The following is an 18111-nucleotide window of genomic DNA, read 5'->3' as shown; positions in this document are numbered from 1 at the left end:
CTCGAAGGCGGAGCTGGAATGATCGAGGGGTGACTTCGACCCCTCAGCCTCCCGCCCCCGCCGTCCAGTCCGAGCAAGCGGCCCCGCACGTGGTCGTCCTTTTCGGCGCCGTCGGCGACCTGGCCCGTCGCAAGCTCATTCCGGGGATGGCGCATCTCGCTCTTTCCTCGCTCGCTCCCGATCTGCAGATCGTGGGCACCTCGCTCGAGGAGCACGACGACGAGTCGTTCCGTGCCTTCGCCAAGCTCGCCTATGACGAGTTCGGCAGCCGTTCGCTCACGTCCGCGCAGTGGGACGAGTTCGCCTCGAAGCTGCGCTACGTCCCGCAGTCCGCCGGCCCGCGGGCGCTCGCGCGCGCCGTCACAGAGGCGGAGAAGGTGCTCGGACCGGACGTCAGCCGCCTGCACTACCTCAGCGTGCCGCCCAAGGCGGCGCTCTCGGTCGTGCGCATGCTCGCCGAGGCGGGGCTCGTCGAACGGTCGCGCATCATCATGGAGAAGCCCTTCGGCGTCGACCTCGAGAGCGCCGTGGTGCTCAACGCCGAGCTCCACGAGACCTTCAGCGAGGAGCAGATCTTCCGGATCGACCATTTCCTCGGCAAGGAGCCGGCGCAGAACATCCTCGCCTTCCGCTTCGCGAACGGCCTGTTCGAGCCGATCTGGAACCGCAATTTCATCGACCACGTCCAGATCGACATCCCCGAACGTCTCACGCTCGATCGTCGCGCCGAGTTCTACGAGTCGACCGGCGCCTACAAGGACATGGTCGTCACCCACCTCTTCCAGGTGCTCGCCTTCATGGCGATGGAGCCGCCCACGGCGCTCGAGCCGCAGGCCATCAGCGAGGAGAAGAACAAGGTCTTCCGCTCGATGCGTCCGCTCAACCCCGAGAACGTGGTGCGCGGCCAGTACATCGGCTATCGCGAGGAGCCGGGCGTCGCCGCCGACTCCGAGACAGACACCTTCGTCGCCCTCAAGTGCGAGATCGACAACTGGCGCTGGGCGGGAGTGCCGTTCTACCTCCGCACCGGCAAGCGCATGGCGGAGGGGCAGCGCATCATCTCGATCGCGTTCCGCGAGCCTCCGAAGAGCATGTTCCCGCAGGGCTCGGGAGTCGGCGCGCACGGCCCCGACCACCTCACCTTCGACCTTGCCGACGCCTCGAAGGTCTCGCTGTCGTTCTACGGCAAGCGCCCCGGACCGGGCATGCGTCTGGACAAGCTCAGCATGCAGTTCGCGCTGCAAGAGACCGATCGCGCGGGCGACGCCCTCGAGGCGTATGAGCGCCTCATCCTCGACGCCATGCGCGGCGACCACACCCTCTTCACCACGGCCGAGGGCATCGAGCGCCTCTGGGAGGTGTCCGCGCCGCTCCTGCAGGACCCGCCTCCCGTTCGCCTGTACGCGCCGGGCTCGTGGGGTCCCAACGCGATCCACCAGCTGATCGCGCCGCACGCGTGGCGCCTCCCGTTCGAGCGCGTCTGGCGCGACAAGCGCTGAGGCGACGATCGTGGTGCGGAGGCTGCGCGTGAAGCGCACGGGCGAGGACCGGATCTGGACGGTGCCGAACGTCCTGAGCATGGTGCGTCTGGCGCTCGTGCCGATGTTCCTCGTGCTCGTCGTGAGCGGCGAGGATGCCCTGGCACTGCTGACCCTGGTCGCCTCGAGCCTCACCGACTACCTCGACGGCTGGATCGCGCGCCGCTTCGACCAGATGACGCGCCTGGGCCGCCTCCTCGACCCGGCCGCCGATCGCCTGTACATCTTCGCCACGGTCCTCGGGCTCGCCTCCCGCGGTCTCGTCCCCTGGTGGCTGGTGGCCGTGCTGCTCGCGCGCGACCTCCTGCTGATCGTTCTCGCGGTGATCCTGGCCAACCACGGCTACGGCCCGCTTCCCGTCCACCACCTGGGAAAATTCGCGACGTTCTGCCTCTTCTACGCCCTCCCGCTCATCATGCTGGGCCAGGCCTTCCCCGATCTCGCGCCAGGCTCCCTCCCGCTCGCGTGGGCGTTCGCGCTGTGGGGGGCGTTCCTCTACTGGTGGGCGGGGATCGTCTATGCGATCCAAACCCGTCACCTCGTCCTGGGGGTTCGAGGAGGCGAACGGTCGTCCGGAGTGGGTCACGATTCGGATACGCTGGGCCGGTAGGAGGTACGTCTTGGCCGAGCCCGTCAGTGGAGCATCATCCACCCCGCAGAATCCCGTTCCCGCCGAGCCGTCGACGGAGACGACGCTGACGTTCACCGACGACATCGGTGCACAGCTTGCCGCCCTCGACAACCGAGCCTCCCGCGAAGAGGCGGAGGCCGTCGTTGCCCTGCCCTCGGGCTCGGCTCTCCTCGTGGTCCGACGCGGCCCCAATACCGGCGCCCGATTCCTCCTCGACAGCGACTCGACGACGGTGGGCCGCCACCCCGAGGCCGGCATCTTCCTCGACGACGTCACCGTCTCGCGTCGGCACGCCGAGTTCGTGCGTCGCGGGACCTCCTTCGAGGTGCACGACCTCGGCTCCCTCAACGGCACCTACTTCGACGGCGTGCGGATCGAGTCCGCGATCCTCACCGACGGCTCCGAGGTGCAGGTCGGCAAGTTTCGCCTCACCTTCTACGCGTCCCGCGCCGACCTCGTCGCCGCAGGCAACGCGTAGACCGTGGGCCGCTCCGCCGCCCGCGTCCTCCCGACGGGTTCCGCCGCCCTCCTGAGCATCGGCCAAGTGCTCGCGCGGCTGACGAACGAGTTCCCGGACGTCACCCCCTCCAAGCTGCGCTTCCTCGAAGAGCAGGGGCTCGTGTCGCCCGCACGGACCGAGTCGGGTTACCGCAAGTTCTCCGGCTCCGACGTCGAGCGGCTGCGGATGATCCTGGCGCTGCAGCGCGACCACTACCTCCCGCTCAAGGTCATCCGCAGCTACCTCGACGACGTCGACGCGGGTCGCGATCCGGCCCTTCCGGCGGGGGTCGGCGGCCCCTCCGCTTCCCTGCTCGCACCGGCCACGCGTCTCAGTCGTGACGGGCTCGCGAGGGAGGCGGGCGCGAGCCCCGCTCTCGTGCAGGAGGCGATCGCGGCCGGTCTCGTCCGCGGCGGCGAGACGTTCGGCGACGAGGCGGTCACCACGCTCAAGGCGCTCGTCGAGCTGGGTCGCTCGGGCATCGAGCCGAGGCACCTGCGTCCGCTCCGGGTGGCGGTCGAGCGCGAGATGGCGCTCATCGAGAGCGTCGTCGCCTCGAGCGCGCGTCGCGGCGGGGCCTCCGGATCCGCGGGCGCGGCCGAGAACGCGATCGGTCTCGCCGCCCAGCTCGGCACGATCCGCGGGGCGATGGTCCGCAGTGCCTTGACGCGGATCGGGCGCTCGTGAGCCACGGTGCGCGCTGCCTTCATGTCGCCGAGCGAGGCGACCGACGACACGCCGCGACCGAGGGGCGGATGTCGTTTACTCAGCCTGCCGCGGTCGGTACGGTAGGGAACGCGTTCGGAGCATCCGGCGTTCGGATCCGGAAGGCACAGGGATGAGAGAAGTCAGCCGCGACGTCAGCGGCCCGCGCGATCTCCTCCTCTTCACCGACGGCCTTCCCGAGCTCGACGCCGACGCGGGTTATCGTGGTGCCGTAGCCGCCCGCGCGGCGGGGATCACCTACCGTCAACTCGACTACTGGGCCCGCACCGCGCTCGTCGAGCCCACTGTCCGCGGAGCCGCCGGTTCGGGCACGCAGCGCCTGTACGGCTTCCGCGACATCCTGGTCCTCAAGCTCGTGAAGCGCCTCCTCGACACCGGCATCTCCCTCCAGCAGATCCGTACGGCCGTCGACCAGTTGCGCGAGTCAGGAGTCGACGACCTCGCTCAGACCACGCTCATGAGCGACGGTGCAAGCGTCTACCTGTGCACCTCGGACGACGAGGTCATCGATCTGCTGAGCCGCGGCCAGGGTGTGTTCGGCATCGCGGTGGGCAAGGTCCTCCGCGAGGTCGAGTCGAGCCTCGTCGACCTCGACCACCACTCCGTCGACCCGACGGACGAGCTGGCCCAGCGCCGCGCCTCCCGCCGCGTCGGCTGACGCGGGCGCACCGCCCGACGGCATGTGCCGTCGAGCACGCGCAGGGCCGACGCATCCGAGGACGTGCCGGCGCGCGTCGCCTCAGGTGGCTGCGGGGAGCTGCTCGCCGATGCGACCCGTACGGATGACCCGGTCGAGCAGCAGATCGAAGTTGTGCGCCATCTCTTGCGCGCTCTCGCCGGGCCACACATGCACCGGCTTCGCGGCGCCCTGCGCCTGCTGGAGGGAGGTACGCTCGGGCAGCTGCGGGCTGAGCACGAGCGGGCCGAACATGTCGCGCAGCTCCTTGATCCGGAACTGGTGCTCGAGCGACTGGACGCGCGCCCGGTTGACGATGATGCCGAGGGGCTGGAGGCGGGGGCTGAGCCCGCGACGGATCTCCTCGATCGCACGGAGCGCCCGATCGGCGGCGGCCACCGAGAACAGGCCGGGTTCGGTGACGACGGCTACGCGGTCGCTCGCCGCCCACGCCGTGCGGGTCAGGGCGTTCAGGGAGGGTGCGCAGTCGATGAGCACGAGGTCGTAGTCGGCCTCGACGCTCGCGAGCGCTTCCTCGAGCTTCCAGATGTCGCGGATGCTCGGGTGTGGGCCGTCGAAGTTGATCGCTGAGGGGCTCCCGATCAGCACGTCGATCGTGCCGTGGTGCTCTTTCGTCCATCCCGACGGCGCGATCGCGGAGCGCACGATCTTCTCTTTCGGGGAGGTCAGCACATCGGCGATGTTGAGATGCCCGGCGACGTTGATGTCCATGCCGGTCGATACATCGGATTGCGGATCGAGGTCGACGACCAGCGTTCGCAGGCCCTTCGAGAACGCCGCGGATGCAAGGCCGAGGGTCACCGTGGTCTTGCCGACGCCGCCCTTGAGGGAGCTCACGCTGAGTACATGCATGGCTGACTACTTTACGTTCCCCAAGGTGGCAGAACCTAACCGTTCCCTGCGTGCCGGCTCTCGGAGCCATTCCACGCGCCTCTGTTCGCCCCGAGACCTCTACCAGGCGCGGCGGAGGCTGCCCAGGCCACGGCACGCGACAGAGGCCCGCCGATACACTGACGTGAAGCGGAAGGAGGCTCGTTCGCATGGATGAGCGCAACGACGACCACCCCGACACGGGCCCCACGCCCCGGACCGCTCTCGACGCGGCCCGGGACTCCGCGCAGTACGCGCCGCGAGCGAGCGACACGGCACCGACCGTCCTCCCCGACGGCGTTCGCCTCGGTCAGGCCACAGGTCCCGTCCGACGCTCGAGCGCTCCTGCGCCCCTCGAGGACGAGGAGTCTGTCGACGTCGCGCGGCTGGGGCTTCCCGGACCTCGATCGAGCGTCTCCGTCGAGCCGGCGCCGGCCGAGGTTCCGGGCGCTGTCCGTCCCGTCTCCGCGGGCTCAGCGAGCCACGGCGAAGTCTCGGTCCTGCCGGACGACACGGGGGAGCGCCCGCGCGGACGGGGTGCCGCTCCGGTCCCCGAACACGCTGGCGGCGAAGCTCGCAACGGTGTGACGCGCCGAGCCCGCCTCCGGGCGGAGTCGGGCATCACGGACGGCTCGGCTCCCGAGTCGTCCTCGATGCTCACCCCCGACCGGTTGCTTGAGGTGAACCGCAAGACCCGCCCGGCGCCGACGGGCGGATGGAACCGCTTCCTCTACGGCCTCACCTTCCACACGGTCAACCTGGGAGACTCCGCCAAGGTCCGTGCGTGGAAGGAGATGGACGAGCGCATCGGACGGCAGTTCGAGGGCGGCACGCGCTTCGTCCCGGTGATGACGCGCAAGGGGGGCGTCGGCAAGACCACGGTCACGACCCTCCTCGGCATGGCGCTGGCAGACTCGCGGGAGGACCGCATCATCGCCGTCGATGCGAATCCCGACCGCGGCACTCTTGCGGAGCGGGTTCCCAAGCAGACGCGCGCGACGGTGCGAGATGTCGTGAACCGTGCAGCGGGTGTCACAGGCTTCACCGACTTCTCGACCATGGTGTCGCGCGACGACACCCGGCTCGATGTGCTCGCCTCCGACACCGACCCGCAGCTCTCGGAGGCGTTCGACGAGGACGACTACAACGTCGTCGCGGACCTCGTCGAACGCTTCTACTCGATCATGCTCACCGATTGCGGGACGGGCATCGTGCACTCCGTCATGCGAGCGACGCTGCAGCGCGCCGACACCGTCGTGATCGTGTCCGGCGGCAGCGTCGATGAGGCGCGCCTCGCCTCCGAGACCCTCACCTGGCTCGATGCGAACGGTTACGGCTCGCTCGTGCGCAACGCGGTAGTAGCCCTCAACACCGCCACGCAGGGGACGAGCCTGGTGAAGCTCGAGGAGATCGAGTCGCACTTCCGCTCACGGGTGCGCGAGATCGTCCGCATCCCGTACGACCCGGTGCTCGCGGCGGGTTCGGTCGTCACGTGGGAGCAGCTTCGACCCGGCACCAAGGAGGCGGCGAGGAGGCTCGCGGCGCTCGTCGTCGAGGGGATGCCGATCCGGCGTGCCTGACGAGGACGAGAGTCAGCGCGCTCTCGAGTTCGATCTGATCATCCTCGGCGCGGGCTCGGGCAACTCCCTCGTCGGGCCGGAGTTCGATGACGGACGGGTCGCGATCCTCGACGACGGAGAGTGGTTCGGCGGCACGTGCCTCAACGCGGGCTGCATCCCGACGAAGATGTTCGTGCATGTCGCCGACGTCGTGACCGCCGTCGACGACGGAGCGCGGATCGGCGTTCATGCCCGACTCGACAGGCCCGAGTGGGCGGAGGTGCGCGACCGCGTGTTCGGACGCACGGACGCGATCAGTCAGGGCGGCTTCGAGTACCGAGATCAGCGCTCACCCGGCGTGACGGTGCTGCGCGAGAGTTTCGGCTTCGAGTCCCTCGGCGACGGCACCCGGCCGCACGTGCTCGCGAGTGCGAGCGGAACCCGGATCAGCGCCCCCCGGGTCGTGGTCGCCACCGGATCCCGACCTCGACCGCTCCTCGCGGCGTACGATCCCGACCCGCGGATCCACGACTCCTCTTCGGTGATGCGACTCGACGAGCTCCCCGAGCGGATGGTCATCCTCGGCGGCGGTGCGGTCGCGGTCGAGTTCGCGCACGTGTTCTCGGCCTTCGGCGTGGCCGTGACCGTCGCTGTCCGCGGCGACCGTCTCCTCCGAGCGCTCGACGAGGGCATCGCGCGCCGGTTCACCGCTCTCGCGCGTGAGCGCTGGGAGCTGCGCACCGGAGTGTCGGTCGAGAGCATCGACTCGCGCGGCGAAGCGCTCCGGCTCGCCTTCGACGACGGCTCCACTCTCGAGACCGATCTCGTGCTCGTCGCCCTCGGACGACAGGCGAACAGCGACACCATCGCGGCCGCCTCCGTCGGGATCGACCTGCATCCCGACGGGCGTGTCGCCGTCGACTCCGAGCAGCGCGTCCTCTCCGGCGGGCACCCCGTCTCCGGCCTCTTCGCCCTCGGCGATGTGTCCTCCCCGTGGCAGCTCAAGCATGTCGCCAACCACGAGGCGCGCCTGGTCTCGCACAACCTCCGCCACCCAGGCGAGCTCCTCTCGAACACGCTCGGCCCTGTGCCGGGCGCGCTCTTCGCCCACCCGCAGATCGCCCACTTCGGCCTCACCGCAGCGGAGGCGCAGGCGGAGGGCCGGGAGATCGTCACGGTCACGCAGGAGTACGGCTCCACGGCTTTCGGCTGGGCGCTCGAGGACGACTCCGGCGTCTGCATCCTCGTCGTCGGCCTCGACGGAGCCCTCGTGGGCGCCCACATCATGGGTCCGCAAGCCAGTATCCTCATTCAGCCGCTCGTCCAGGCCGCCAGTGCCGGCATCGGCATCCACGGACTCGCCCGCAGCCAGTACTGGCCGCATCCGGCGGCAAGCGAAATCGTCGAGAACGCCCTCCTGAAAGCGGAGGAGGCCCTGAGGGAGCGCACTACATGACCGAACGCCAGATCCGCATCTTCGGGGACCCGGTGCTCACGACGCCATCCGTCTCGATCGGCGTGATCGACGACGCGATCCGTGCTCTCGTCGACGACCTCGTCGACACCGTCCGCCCTCCGGGGCGCGCGGGCGTCGCCGCCCCCCAGATCGGAGTGAATCTCCGGGGTTTCAGTTACAACATCGACGGGGTGGTCGGCTACATCCTCAACCCCGAGATCGTCGAGTTGAGCGGAGAGCCCCAGCCCGTCGACGAGGGCTGCCTGTCGGTCCCGAACCTCTGGTACCCCGCGATCCGCTCGCCCCACGCGACGGTGCGCGGCATCGACCTCGAGGGCAAGGAGCTGATCCTGGAGGGCGATGGTCTGATGGCCCAGGCCCTGCAGCACGAGTGCGACCACCTCGAGGGCCGCCTCTACCTCGACCGCCTGTCGAAAGACGACCGCCGCGCCGCTATGAAGGCCGTGCGCGAGGCGCCCTGGTTCTGAGCCGGTCTCGGAGGCGCTCCTGCCCGGCTCGGGGGAGGGTGGTGGCCAGCTCCGGAGGGGCGTTCAGCGTAGCGAGATGCCTTCGGTGGCGGGCGCGGCGGTGTAGACGGCGTCGATGGTGTCGGCGTAGTCGGCCAGGATCACGGTGCGTTTGATGCTCATCTTGGGCGTCAAGTGTCCGCTCGTCTCCGTGAACTCGGTGGGGAGGATGACGAACTTGCGGATCGACTCCGCTCGGGAGACGCGCTCGTTCGCGACGTCGACGGCGCGCTGGACCTCCGCGAGCACCGCCGGATTGACGGCCGCGTCCTCGAGCGACAGCGACGGGTCTTGGCCGTTGTTTCCCAGCCAGGTCGGCAGCATCTCCGAGTCGAGGGTGATGAGGGCGGCGATGAACGGGCGCTGATCGCCGACGACGACCACCTGTCCGACGAGAGGATTGGCGCGGATCGGATCCTCGAGCGCGGCCGGGGCGACGTTCTTGCCTCCCGCGGTGACGATGATCTCTTTCTTCCGGCCGGTGACGCGGAGGTAGCCCTCGTCGTCGAGCGTGCCGAGATCGCCGGTGCGGAACCACTCCCCGTCGAACGCCTCCGCGGTGGCCTGCTCGTTGTTCCAATATCCGCCGAACACGTCGATCCCACGCACCTGGATCTCGCCGTCCTCCACGATGCGCACGGAGACGCCCGGTAGCGCCGGACCCACTGTGCCGATCTTGAAGCGCTCAGTGCGGTTGACCGTCGCGGGTGCCGTGGTTTCGGTGAGCCCGTAGCCCTCGAGGATCGTGATGCCGAGGCTGTGGAAGAAGTGCCCGAGCCGATTGCCCAGCGGAGCCGATCCCGACACGGCGAAGCGGACGTTGCCTCCCATGGCGGTGCGCAGCTTCGAGTAGACGAGCCGGTCGAAGAGCAGGAACTGCAGCCGGAGCGCGAGCGGTACCGAACCCGCCTCGACGGCGATCGAGTGCGCGACGGCGACATCGGCCGCGCGACGGAAGATCCCTCCGCGGCCGCCGGCCTCGGCCTTTTGCTCGGCGGAGTTGTAGACCTTCTCGAACACACGCGGCACCGCGAGCAGGAAGGTGGGCTTGAACGAGCCGAGCGAGGGCAGCAGTTGCTTCGTATCCGCCTGGTGACCGACCTTCACCCCGCCGTGCACGCAGAGAATCGCGATGAAGCGGGCGAAGACGTGCGCGGTCGTGATGAACAGCAGCGTCGACGCGCCCGGCTGGTGGATGAGGTCCGAGAGCGCGACGGCGGAGTTGCGGCTGAGCTCGACGAAGTTGGAGTGCCTGATGATGCAGCCCTTGGGGCGGCCGGTCGAGCCGGAGGTGTAGATGATCGTCGCGATGTCGGTGCCGGTGGCGAGCGAGCGCCTCCGTTCGATCTCGTCGTCGGTCACGTCGACGCCGCGGGCGGCGAGCTTGTCGAGATCGCCGAGCCCGATCTGCCAGGCGGCGCGGACGTCAGGAAGGTCGGCGCGCACCTCGTCGAAGCGCGCGAAATGCTCCGGGGTCTCGACGATCACGATGTGCGCCCCGGAGTCGGCGAGGTTCCACTGCACCTGAGCGGGGGAGGAGGTCTCGTAGACGGGGACGAGCACGCCGCCGGCGAACCAGACCGCGAAGTCGACGAGGGTCCATTCGTAGCGGGTCGTGCAGATCAGACCGACCTTCTCGCCGGGCTCGAGGCCGGTCGCGACGAGGCCTTTGGCGAGCGCGACGACCTGGTCGAGGAACTCCCGGGCGGTCACATCGCGCCACCCGGCGCCGTCGGGTCGAGCGAACAGGGCCCGGTCCGGGGTCTCGCGCACGCGATCGAGCAAGAGCACCGTGGTGTTGGCCTGCGGATCGGCGGCCACGACCACCGGCGAATCGAACTGTTCCACGGCAACTCCTTCGGCACCTGAATGAACGTCGTCTCCACCCTACTCGCGCGGTGGCGGCCGTCGGCCCTAGTGCTGTGAATCTGCTCAGGAAAGAGGCGCGAGGAGGCATCGCACGCCGGAGCGATGCGCCGCGTCCGAGGGTGGTCCGGGCGTGCGGATCACTACACTCATGGTGGCCGTCGCTCACGGCGGCCCCCAGGCGCGCTCGCGCCGGTGGCGACAGGAAGGCGGGGCGCGTGCACGCGATCGGGATCGACATCGGCGGCACGAAGATCGCCGGCGCGCTGGTCGACGACTTCGGCGCCATCCTGCGCGAAAACCGTCAGCCCACTCCCGCGGGCCAGCCCGAGCTCATCGTCGACGTGGTCGTCGACATGGTCGAGCGCTTGCGCGAGGGCCGTCCGGTCGACGAGATCGGTGCCGTCGGAGTCGCGGCGGCCGGTTTCATCGACGCCTCCCAATCGGTCGTCTACTACGCGCCCAACATCAACTGGCGCAATGAGCCCTTCCGCGAAAAGCTCTCGGCGCGCATCGACCTGCCGATCATCGTCGAGAACGATGCGAACGCCGCGGGGTGGGCCGAGTTCCGATACGGCGCGGGGCGTCTGGTCAGCGACATGGTGATGCTCACGATCGGCACGGGAGTGGGGGGCGCGATCGTGATCAACGATCGCCTCCTGCGCGGCGGCTTCGGCGCTGCGGCCGAGATCGGACACCTGCGCGTCGTCCCCGGCGGATTGCCGTGCGGCTGCGGGGCGCGCGGCTGCATCGAGCAGTACGGCTCGGGGCGTGCCCTGCAGCGCTTCGCGGGCGAGCTCGCCGACGCCGGCGGGATCGGGCAGGGCATCGCCGACGCGCGCTCCCGCAACGGCGGTGAGCTGGACGGCCACGTCCTCTCGGAGCTCATCACCTCGGGCGACCTCGGCGCCCTGGCGGCGCTCCGTCAGCTCGGTCACTGGCTGGGCGAAGCCGCCGCGAGCCTGAGCGCCGTGCTCGACCCTCAGATGTTCGTGATCGGAGGCGGAGTCGCCCAGGCAGGCGACCTCCTCCTCGACCCGATCCGCCAGGCCTACCTCGACAACCTGCCGGCCCGCGGCTACCACCCCGAGCCGGAGTTCCGCATCGCCGAGCTCGTCAACGACGCCGGAGTCGTGGGAGCGGCCGACCTGGCCCGCTTCCACGCCGGGTCCCTCTGAGCCGCGTCACTACCGGCCGCGCCACCACCGATCGCCACGGGAGTCGTTCGATGTTCTACTGGTTTATGAAGCACATCGTCGCGGGACCGCTCCTGAAGACGGTCTTCCGCCCCTGGGTGATCGGGGCCGACCGCGTCCCCGCGAACGGCGGGGTCATCCTCGCGAGCAACCACCTCTCGTTCATCGATTCGGTGATCCTGCCGCTGGTGATCGAGCGCAACATGGTGTTCCTCGCGAAGAGCGACTACTTCACCGGCAAGGGGCTCAAAGGCTGGGCGACCAAGACCTTCTTCACCGCGACGGGCATGCTGCCGATCGATCGCTCGGGCGGGAAAGCCTCGGAGGCATCGCTCAACACGGGTCTTCGCGTCCTGGCCGGCGGCCACGCGCTCGGCATCTACCCGGAGGGCACTCGCAGCCCCGACGGTCGGATGTATCGCGGCCGCACCGGAGTCGCGCGCATGGTCCTCGAAGCCCGTGTTCCCGTGATCCCGGTCGCGATGATCGACACCGCCCGCGTCATGCCCATCGGGAGCCGTGTGCCCCGGCTGGGCCGGATCGGCATCGTCTTCGGCGAGCCGCTCGACTTCAGTCGCTTCGAGGGGATGGAGGGCGACCGCTTCATCCTCCGCTCGATCACCGACGAGATCATGTACGAGCTGCTCGCGCTCAGCGGGCAGGAATACCTCGACGTGTATGCGACGTCGGTCAAAGAGAAGCGCGCGGCGCTGCGCCGCTGAGTCCCGAGTCGCCCGGTCGACACGGGGGCCCGCTCGACGAGACGCTAGGCTCGTGCGCGGTGCCGTCCGTCCGGGCGGCCACCTCTGTGCGCCACCAGCGCCCGTCCGAACCAGGAAGAACCCGTGGTCATCGATCCGAACGAGCCGTACGTCCTCGCCGCCCCCTCCGTGGTCGCCGGCCTGGACTATTGGCGCGAGCTCGAGGTCAAGCAGCAGCCGCAGTGGCCCGATGCCGACGCCGTCGCGGCCGCCTCTGCCGAGGTGGCCGCGCTCCCGCCTCTCGTGTTCGCGGGCGAGGTCGACCAGCTGCGCGAGCGCCTGGGAGCGGCCGCGCGGGGCGAGGCGTTCCTTCTGCAAGGCGGCGATTGCGCCGAGACCTTCGCGGGGGCGACGGCCGATCAGATCCGCAATCGCGTCAAGACCGTGCTGCAGATGGCGGTCGTGCTCACCTACGGCGCGAGCATGCCGGTGATCAAGATGGGCCGCATGGCCGGCCAGTTCGCCAAGCCGCGCTCGAGTGACTTCGAGACGCGCGGCGACGTGACGCTGCCCGCCTACCGCGGCGACATCGTGAACGGCTACGAGTTCACTCCGGAGTCGCGTGCCGCCGACGCGCGTCGCATCGTGCAGGGCTACCACACGGCCGCCTCGACCCTGAACCTCATCCGCGCCTTCACGCAGGGCGGTTTCGCCGATCTGCGCCTCGTGCACTACTGGAACAAGGGCTTCACCGAGAATCCGCAGAATCAGCGGTACGAGCAGCTGGCCCGCGAGATCGATCGCGCGGTCAAGTTCATGATTGCGTGCGGCGCGGATTTCGAGGGCATGCGTCGGACCGAGTTCTACACCGGTCACGAGGGGCTGCTGATGGACTACGAGCGCCCGATGACCCGGATCGACTCGCGAACCGGAACGCCGTACAACACGTCGAGCCACTTCATCTGGATCGGCGAGCGTACGCGAGAGCTCGACGGGGCTCACGTCGACTTCCTGTCGCGCGTGCGGAACCCGATCGGCGTCAAGCTCGGGCCCACCACGACTCCCGAGACGATGCTCGAGCTGATCGACAAGCTCGATCCGGATCGCGAGCCCGGCCGTCTCACGTTCATCACCCGGATGGGGGCCGGCAAGATCCGTGACGCGCTGCCGCCCCTCCTGGAGGCCGTGAAGAACAGCGACGCCCTGCCGCTGTGGGTCACCGACCCGATGCACGGCAACGGGCTCACCACGCCGACCGGCTACAAGACTCGCCGGTTCGACGACGTGGTCGATGAGGTGAAGGGCTTCTTCGATGCGCACCGCGCAGCGGGCACGCACCCGGGCGGTATCCACGTCGAGCTCACCGGCGACGACGTCACCGAGTGCCTGGGAGGCTCGGAGCACATCGACGAGGCGACTCTCGCCACGCGATACGAGTCGGTCTGCGATCCGCGTCTCAACCACATGCAGTCGCTCGAGCTGGCGTTCCTGGTCGCGGAGGAGCTGCGCGGCGGCGCGGTCTGAGTAGGCCGCGACCCGGCGTCAGGTCGTGATCGTGATCGAGAGCTGGATCGTCGTTCCCCGCTGCACGGAGTCGCCCGCCTTGTTCGACTGATTGGTGACCTTGGTGATCGAGTCGGGGGCGGCGTCGATCAGGGGGCCGAGGGTCGTCAGGGAGTAGCTCGACGAGAGCCCGGCATCCTTGAGGGCGGCCTTGGCCTGATCTCGCGTCATGCCGACGACGTTGGGGACCTCGACGGGCTTCGGTCCCTTCGAGACGACGACGGAGATCGTGTCGCCGGTCGTCGCGGGTGCTTCGGGGTTCGCCTGGGTGAGAACGATCCCGGCCGCGACGGTGTCGCTCCAGTCCTCGCCGCTGCGGTCGAGCGCGAGCCCGGCCGCCTTCGCCTTGCTCGTCGCCTCGTCGACCGAGAGCCCCACGACGTTTGGGAGGGAGCCGAGGCTCACGGTGAGCGCGATCGTGCTGGTCTCGGACATCGTTCCGGGCAGGGCCGTGCCATCGGGGAGGGAAGCCGAGATGACGACTCCCGCGTCCACGTCCGAGTCGAAGACCTTGGTGACCTGGCCCACCGCGAATGAGCCGCTCGTGATGGCGTCCTGCGCCTTCTCGAGCGGGAGCCCGGCGAGCGAGGGCACGGGCAGTTGCCGGGGCCCGCTCGACACCGTGAGCGTCACGACGGAGCCCTTCTTCACGCTCTCGTCCGGCCCCGGCTGTGTGCTCATCACCGTTCCGGCGGGCGTCGTGAGGTCGGGGGTCGACTGCGGGTCGACGCCGAAGCCCTGAGCCTCGAGGGAGCTGACCGCGTCGTCTTGAGAGAGTCCTACGACGGAGGGGATCGATCGCATCGCGCCCGGCCCCTCGCCGAACCACCATGCCGCGCCTCCGCCGAGCAGAGCGAGCAGGAGGATCACCACGACGAGGAGGGCCCCGCGACGGCGACGCACACGCCGCTTGGCGGCTAGGCGCGCGACGGCATCGCCGTCCTCCGCCGCCTCGGCGAGGAGGCTCCCGCCCTCGGGAGTCTCGAGCACGCTCGTGTAGCCCGCGGTCGGCTCGTCGAAGATGGCGGTCGCGGGCTCGGAGCCGGGCAGCGGAGCGATGGCCTGCGTGTCACCGCGCCGATCGCCGGGCGTGATGCCCATGAGTCGCTCGGCCTCGAGCAGTTGCGCGAGCATGACGCCGGCATCGCGCGGACGCATGTCCGGGTCGCGCTCCGTCGCCCAGAGCACGAGCTCGTCGAGCGAGGTCGGCACCGAGGGGACGCTCGCGCTCGGGTAGGGCACGGAGTCGTTGGCGTGCTGGTAGGCGATCTGCATCGGCTGCTCGCCGGTGAAGGGCTGCTCCCCGGTGAGCATCTCGTAGATCATGATGCCGATCGCATAGATGTCGCTGCGCGTGTCGGCGGTGCCTCGGGTGACGAGCTCTGGAGAGAGGTAGGCGATCGTGCCGAGCAGCGCCTGACCGGAGGCGGTGTTCGCGGTTGCGGCGCGTGCGAGCCCGAAGTCGCCGATCTTGATCCGCCCGTCGTCGGCGAGGAGGACGTTCTCTGGTTTGAGGTCGCGGTGCAGGATCCCCGCACGATGAGCGGCGGCGAGACCCGAGAGCACCGAGTGCATGATGTCGACGACCTGCTGGGGAGTGAGGCGCCCGCGTTCCTTGAGCAGGTCGCGCAGGGTGATGCCCGGGAGGTACTCCATGACCAGGTAGGCCATCTCGGCGTCTTGGCCCTGGTCGAAGACGCTCACGACGTTGGGGTGGGCGAGGCGGGCGGCCGAGCGCGCCTCCTGGACGAAGCGGTTCTTGAAGGTCGCGTCGTCCGAGAGGTGCCCGTGCATCACCTTCATCGCGACGCGGCGCTCGAGGCGTTGGTCGTGGGCGAGGTAGACGGTGGCCATGCCTCCGCGCGCGATGCGCGAGCGCACCTCGTATCGACCGTCGACGAGACGGCCGAGAAGAGGGTCGAGCTGGCTGGTGGTCACGCGATGAGTCTAGGCAAGACCCTCTGTCGAACCGGTGAGCGACGCCCGGGCAGCGCGCGACCGGCGTGCTTGGTCGCCCCTCCGTACCGTGGCAGTCTTGACGGGTGACCGACTCGTCCGCCTCCCCGTCCTCCTCGACCGCTTCCGAACTCGAATGGCTGACCATCCCCGACCTCGTCGAGCTGACCGGGCTCGGCGTCGGTCGGGTGCGTCGCCTGCTCGAGGAGCACTACCTCGTCGGCACGCGCCGCAATGGCGTGCTGGTCGTGCCGTCGTTCTTCCTCCGCGACGGGGAGCCGATGAGCGAGATCCGCGGCACGGCGATCCTGCTCGCGGACTCCGGGTTCTCGGACGACGAGGCCGTCGACTGGCTCCTCACCGAGGAGCAGAGCCTGGGTACCAGCCCGATCCTGGCACTCCGCGCCGGCCGCAAGGCAGAGGTGCGGAGGGTCGCGCAGGCTCTGGCCTGAGCCCCTCCGGCTCGGCGCGTTCGTCTACGCGGAGCGGACGGTGACGAGCTCGGCGAGCTCGCGGAGCTCGGCGATGCCGTCGGCGCGCAGCGGAGCATCGGGCAGAACGGCGAGAGCTGCGTCGACCTCGCTGACGATCCGTTCCTCGAGACGGTCGAGCGCGCCGCTGCCGACCACGATCTCCTGGGCGCGCGCGATCCCCGCGGCATCGGCGTCGCCACGACCGACGACCGCGTCGAGTTCGGCCCGATCGCTCGCGGAGCAAGCGGCGCGCGCGAGGCCGAGCAGCACCGTGCGCTTGCCCTCGCGGAGGTCGTCGCCGGCGGGCTTTCCAGTGACCGCAGGGTCGCCGAACACGCCGAGGACGTCGTCGCGCAGCTGGAAGGCGACGCCCAGGGGGAGTCCGAAGCGCCGCAGCGCGTCGATCCGGGCGGTATCGCCTCCGCCGAGGGAGCCGCCGATGGCGAGCGGTGCCTCGATGCTGTACTTCGCGCTCTTGTAGACGACCACCCGCTCGGCTCGCTCGAGATGTTCGTGCTCGGGATGCTGCACCCACGCGCTCTCCTCGAGGATGTCGAGGTACTGGCCGAGCGTGACCTCGGTCCGCATGAGGTTGAACTCGGCGCGCGCGCGAGCGGCGGCGGAACGGTCGGTGAGGGTCCACTCGACCTCCGCGAAGATCTCGTCGGACCACACCAGCAGCAGATCGCCGAGGAGGATCGCGGAGGAACGTCCGAACTCGTCGCCCGATCCCACCCAGCCTCCCTCGTCGTGGAGGGAGGCGAAGCGACGGTGCGCGGCAGGGGCGCCGCGGCGAGTCTCTGAGTTGTCGATCACGTCGTCGTGCACGAGGGCTGCGGCGTGGAAGAGCTCGAGGCTCGCCCCGACCCCGGCGACCGGGTCGATCCCGCTCGGATCGGCATCGCTCGGCGTGCTCGCGACCGCGTTCCAGCCCGCCTCGCAGAAGCGCGCGCGGAAGCGCTTGCCCCCGCTGAGAAAGTCCCGCGAAAGGTCGCCGAGGGCGGAGACGTCCTCTCCGAGGGAGCGCAGAATTGGCGTGCGCCCGGCAAGGAAATCATCGATTCGGAGTTGGACGCGATCGACCAGACGAGTGCTGTGGTTCACCCGACCAGCCTATGCACCGGCAGCTTCTAGCGCCTGTGCCGGGCTCGGTCTACACTGAAGCGCCACCCGACCGGTCGCGCCACCAGTGCCGACACTATCGGCGCCGTCCCGGCAGGGGCCGACGTCGCACCCTGAAGGGGTCAAGATGCCGCTTTCGGAACACGAGCAACGGCTCCTCGACGAGATGGAGCGCAACCTCTATCAAAATGACGCGGACTTCGTGGCGGCGGTCGGCAAGGGGCGCGGCGGCACCAACTACCGGGCTCTCGTCCTCGGCATCCTCCTCGCCATCGTCGGCCTCGGGGTCCTCGTCGCGGGAGTCATCGTCCACGTCCCCCTCGTCGGTGTCGGCGGGTTCGCCGTGATGCTCGTGGGTGTCGTCGTGGCGCTGCGTCCCGGCGCGCAGGGAGCGGATGAGCCCCCCACGGCTCCCGGCGTCGCCTCCAAGCCCCGTTCGGCCGGTGCCCGCCAGGGCTCGCGGTTCATGGACCGCTTGAACGACCGGTGGGACAACCGCGGCGACGGCCGCAGCTAGCCTCCCCGCTCCTCACCACACCAGGGTCGATCCTCACGGATCGGCCCTTTTTTTGTGCCCCACGGCTCCCCTCGGCGCACTTTCCCTCCACTTCGCCCCACTGCTCTTCTTCCGTGCAATTCCGGGGATGACCTGGCCCTCTTCGGCGCGCCGCCCCTCGCGCCAGGGTTGTGAGTGGGGGGAAGTGGAGTAGTGTGGAGGACATACCAACCGT

At 69.5% G+C, this 18111-nt stretch carries 17 protein-coding genes; 13 read left to right on the top strand and 4 right to left on the bottom strand.

Annotated elements, in window-relative coordinates; translation table 11 throughout:
- Positions 1–29 precede the first annotated feature (29 nt).
- The 5 genes from zwf (at position 30) to ITJ45_RS08370 (ending at position 4052) form a co-directional block, all read left to right on the top strand.
- Positions 30–1499 (top strand): glucose-6-phosphate dehydrogenase, encoded by a 1470-nt coding sequence (gene zwf / locus ITJ45_RS08390; RefSeq protein WP_194607861.1) that lies wholly within the window; start codon positions 30–32, stop codon positions 1497–1499.
- Positions 1500–1578: 79 nt separating this feature from the next.
- Complete coding sequence (locus tag ITJ45_RS08385; protein WP_194609019.1) at positions 1579–2148, top strand: CDP-alcohol phosphatidyltransferase family protein; 570 nt, start codon at positions 1579–1581, stop codon at positions 2146–2148.
- Between the two features lie 10 nt (positions 2149–2158).
- Positions 2159–2647, top strand: coding sequence for an FHA domain-containing protein (locus ITJ45_RS08380; protein ID WP_416365281.1), 489 nt, complete (start codon positions 2159–2161; stop codon positions 2645–2647).
- Positions 2648–2650: 3 nt separating this feature from the next.
- Positions 2651–3355, top strand: a complete 705-nt coding sequence (locus ITJ45_RS08375) for a MerR family transcriptional regulator (RefSeq protein ID WP_194607862.1) — start codon at positions 2651–2653, stop codon at positions 3353–3355.
- A 151-nt stretch (positions 3356–3506) separates the two neighbouring features.
- On the top strand, positions 3507–4052 hold the full coding sequence (locus tag ITJ45_RS08370; RefSeq protein WP_194607863.1) for a MerR family transcriptional regulator: 546 nt from the start codon (positions 3507–3509) through the stop codon (positions 4050–4052).
- An 81-nt stretch (positions 4053–4133) separates the two neighbouring features.
- Here ITJ45_RS08370 and ITJ45_RS08365 read toward each other — a convergent pair whose 3' ends face one another.
- Positions 4134–4943, bottom strand: coding sequence for a ParA family protein (locus tag ITJ45_RS08365; RefSeq protein ID WP_194607864.1), 810 nt, complete (start codon positions 4941–4943; stop codon positions 4134–4136).
- A gap of 188 nt (positions 4944–5131) precedes the next feature.
- On the opposite strand from ITJ45_RS08365, the gene ITJ45_RS08360 reads away from it, so the two are divergent.
- The 3 genes from ITJ45_RS08360 to def are packed head-to-tail and all read left to right on the top strand — an operon-like array spanning position 5132 to position 8464.
- Positions 5132–6541 carry a MinD/ParA family ATP-binding protein gene (locus ITJ45_RS08360; protein WP_194607865.1) on the top strand — a complete coding sequence of 470 codons (1410 nt, stop codon included), beginning with the start codon at positions 5132–5134 and terminating at the stop codon, positions 6539–6541.
- The gene (locus ITJ45_RS08355; RefSeq protein ID WP_194607866.1) at positions 6534–7976 is read left to right on the top strand and encodes a mycothione reductase; all 1443 of its coding nucleotides are present in this window, start codon (positions 6534–6536) and stop codon (positions 7974–7976) included. The genes ITJ45_RS08360 and ITJ45_RS08355 overlap by 8 nt, the downstream gene beginning before the upstream one ends.
- A complete protein-coding gene (gene def / locus ITJ45_RS08350) occupies positions 7973–8464 on the top strand; it encodes a peptide deformylase (protein ID WP_194607867.1) in 492 nt (163 codons plus the stop codon). Before ITJ45_RS08355 ends, def begins: the two co-directional genes overlap by 4 nt.
- Positions 8465–8527: 63 nt before the next feature.
- Here def and ITJ45_RS08345 read toward each other — a convergent pair whose 3' ends face one another.
- On the bottom strand, positions 8528–10351 hold the full coding sequence (locus ITJ45_RS08345) for an AMP-dependent synthetase/ligase (RefSeq protein WP_194607868.1): 1824 nt from the start codon (positions 10349–10351) through the stop codon (positions 8528–8530).
- A 236-nt stretch (positions 10352–10587) separates the two neighbouring features.
- Here ITJ45_RS08345 and ITJ45_RS08340 point away from each other — a divergent pair, with 236 nt between their 5' ends.
- The 3 genes from ITJ45_RS08340 (at position 10588) to ITJ45_RS08330 (ending at position 13790) form a co-directional block, all read left to right on the top strand.
- Positions 10588–11547 (top strand): ROK family glucokinase, encoded by a 960-nt coding sequence (locus ITJ45_RS08340; protein WP_194607869.1) that lies wholly within the window; start codon positions 10588–10590, stop codon positions 11545–11547.
- A gap of 50 nt (positions 11548–11597) precedes the next feature.
- Positions 11598–12287, top strand: coding sequence for a lysophospholipid acyltransferase family protein (locus tag ITJ45_RS08335; RefSeq protein WP_194607870.1), 690 nt, complete (start codon positions 11598–11600; stop codon positions 12285–12287).
- Between the two features lie 168 nt (positions 12288–12455).
- On the top strand, positions 12456–13790 hold the full coding sequence (locus ITJ45_RS08330) for a class II 3-deoxy-7-phosphoheptulonate synthase (protein WP_194609021.1): 1335 nt from the start codon (positions 12456–12458) through the stop codon (positions 13788–13790).
- 18 nt (positions 13791–13808) lie between these two features.
- Here ITJ45_RS08330 and pknB read toward each other — a convergent pair whose 3' ends face one another.
- Positions 13809–15767 (bottom strand): Stk1 family PASTA domain-containing Ser/Thr kinase, encoded by a 1959-nt coding sequence (pknB, locus tag ITJ45_RS08325; protein WP_194607871.1) that lies wholly within the window; start codon positions 15765–15767, stop codon positions 13809–13811.
- Positions 15768–15871: 104 nt separating this feature from the next.
- Here pknB and ITJ45_RS08320 point away from each other — a divergent pair, with 104 nt between their 5' ends.
- Complete coding sequence (locus ITJ45_RS08320) at positions 15872–16237, top strand: Rv2175c family DNA-binding protein (protein WP_323742879.1); 366 nt, start codon at positions 15872–15874, stop codon at positions 16235–16237.
- Between the two features lie 24 nt (positions 16238–16261).
- Here ITJ45_RS08320 and ITJ45_RS08315 read toward each other — a convergent pair whose 3' ends face one another.
- On the bottom strand, positions 16262–17362 hold the full coding sequence (locus ITJ45_RS08315; protein WP_194607872.1) for a polyprenyl synthetase family protein: 1101 nt from the start codon (positions 17360–17362) through the stop codon (positions 16262–16264).
- A 145-nt stretch (positions 17363–17507) separates the two neighbouring features.
- Here ITJ45_RS08315 and ITJ45_RS08310 point away from each other — a divergent pair, with 145 nt between their 5' ends.
- A complete protein-coding gene (locus ITJ45_RS08310) occupies positions 17508–17897 on the top strand; it encodes a DUF3040 domain-containing protein (protein ID WP_194607873.1) in 390 nt (129 codons plus the stop codon).
- Positions 17898–18111 lie beyond the last annotated feature (214 nt).

The organism is Rathayibacter sp. VKM Ac-2879, assembly GCF_015351245.1.
Lineage (GTDB): Bacteria > Actinomycetota > Actinomycetes > Actinomycetales > Microbacteriaceae > Rathayibacter.
The sequence above is the reverse complement of the archived record's forward strand: the minus strand, read 5'-3'. Positions and strand labels throughout refer to the sequence as shown.